General features: G+C 76.8%; 1 protein-coding gene and 1 pseudogene. Both read right to left on the bottom strand.

The window, feature by feature from the left end; all coding sequences use genetic code 11:
• The coding region (locus AC2W7J_RS18105; protein WP_485984155.1) for a hypothetical protein at positions 1 to 205 on the bottom strand (205 nt) is incomplete at its 3' end.
• 523 nt (positions 206 to 728) lie between these two features.
• A pseudogene (locus tag AC2W7J_RS18100) lies at positions 729 to 1,450 on the bottom strand (o-succinylbenzoate synthase); the annotation flags it as partial.

The raw sequence follows: 1,450 nt of genomic DNA, 5'->3' as shown, positions 1-1,450 counted from the left end.
CGCCCTCGCGATAGGCCCGGACCGCCGCCTGCGTCGCGACACCGGTGGCGGCGACGTCGACCGACAGGCCCGCTGCCCCTGTGGGCCCGGCGCAGGTCAGCACCGCCCGCTCGACGGCGAGGTATTCGAGCGGCGCTGTGAGCGCCGCGAGCTGCACCCGCGGGTCGAACCCGACGAGTCCCACGGCGACGGCGACCTCACCCACCTCGGTCGCGACCGGCCCAGACGGTCCGCCGCGGCCTCGAGCTCGTCGAGCGCCACGGACAGACCCGCTGCCCCACCGCTCACCCTGATCTCAGCCACGGCCGACCACCTCGATCGGCCAGTCACCGGCGGTGACGTCGGCGTCTCCCACGAGGTCGATCCGCCGCCGCGCGGCCGCCTCGAGATCGCGGACCAGCCCGGCCGCCGCGCGCAGCCGACGAGCGAGCCCGCGCAGGTCGCCCGCGTGCTCGTCGACCCGGTCGTGGTGGAGCACCGCCGCCTCGCCGCGCCAGGTCGTCGACGTGGCGGTGCGCGCCTGCACGGCGCACACCTCGATCCGTCCGGCCGCCTGCTCGAGACGGGCCGCGACATCGGTGAGGTCGACGGGGTTGAGGGGCGAGATCTGCATGTCGCCAGCCAACCCCGGCTCGTCGACGTGCGGCCGGGCGCGCCCCGGGCTGTGGACGGACGACTGCAGTGCGGCGCGGCTGTGGACGAGCCTCAGCCGCGGGCCGCCCACGCGCCCGGACCCGCTCACGCCACCACGCCACCAGCTCCGGCGGCGCGGCGTGCGTCGCAAGCAGGTCGGGCTCGACGACGACATCCCGCACGGCCAGGGCCCCACCCACGGGGACGAGCGGGTCGCTCGTGACGTCGGCCGTGAGCAGGGCGGCGGTGCCGAGACCGCAGGCGTGCGGCAACTCGGGCAGCGCCGCGGCGAGCGCGACGCCGGCGCGCAGGCCGACGCTGGAGTCGATGGCCGAGGAGACGACCGCGGGCAGGCCGCAGTCCTCGACGATGCGCAGCGCGGAGCGCACTCCCCCGAGGGGCGCGACCTTGACCACGACGACGTCGGCCGCCCGCAGCCGCGCGACCTCGAGCGGGTCCTGCGCCTTGCGGATCGACTCGTCGGCGGCGACCGGCACGTCGAGGCCCTGGTGGGCGAGCTCGACGCGCAGCCGGGCGAGGTCACGCACGTCGGCGCACGGCTGCTCCGCGTACTCGAGGTCGAAGGGAGCCAGCCCGGCCAGCGCATCGGCGGCCTGGGTCAGCGACCAGCCGCCGTTGGCATCGACCCGGATGCGGGCCTCGGGCCCCATGACGTCTCGCACCGCGGCGACCCGGTCGAGGTCGTCGGCGAGGGCCTGGCCGCGCTCGGCGACCTTGACCTTCGCCGTCGTGCACCCGTCGTAGCGGGCCAGCACCCCGGCGACCTCGTCCGCCGCGACGGCCGGGACGGTCGCGT

Source organism: Janibacter sp. CFPM2_SD2 (genome assembly GCF_057364645.1).
Note: the sequence above shows the minus strand (reverse complement) of the source record. Positions and strands in the feature narration are given on the sequence as shown.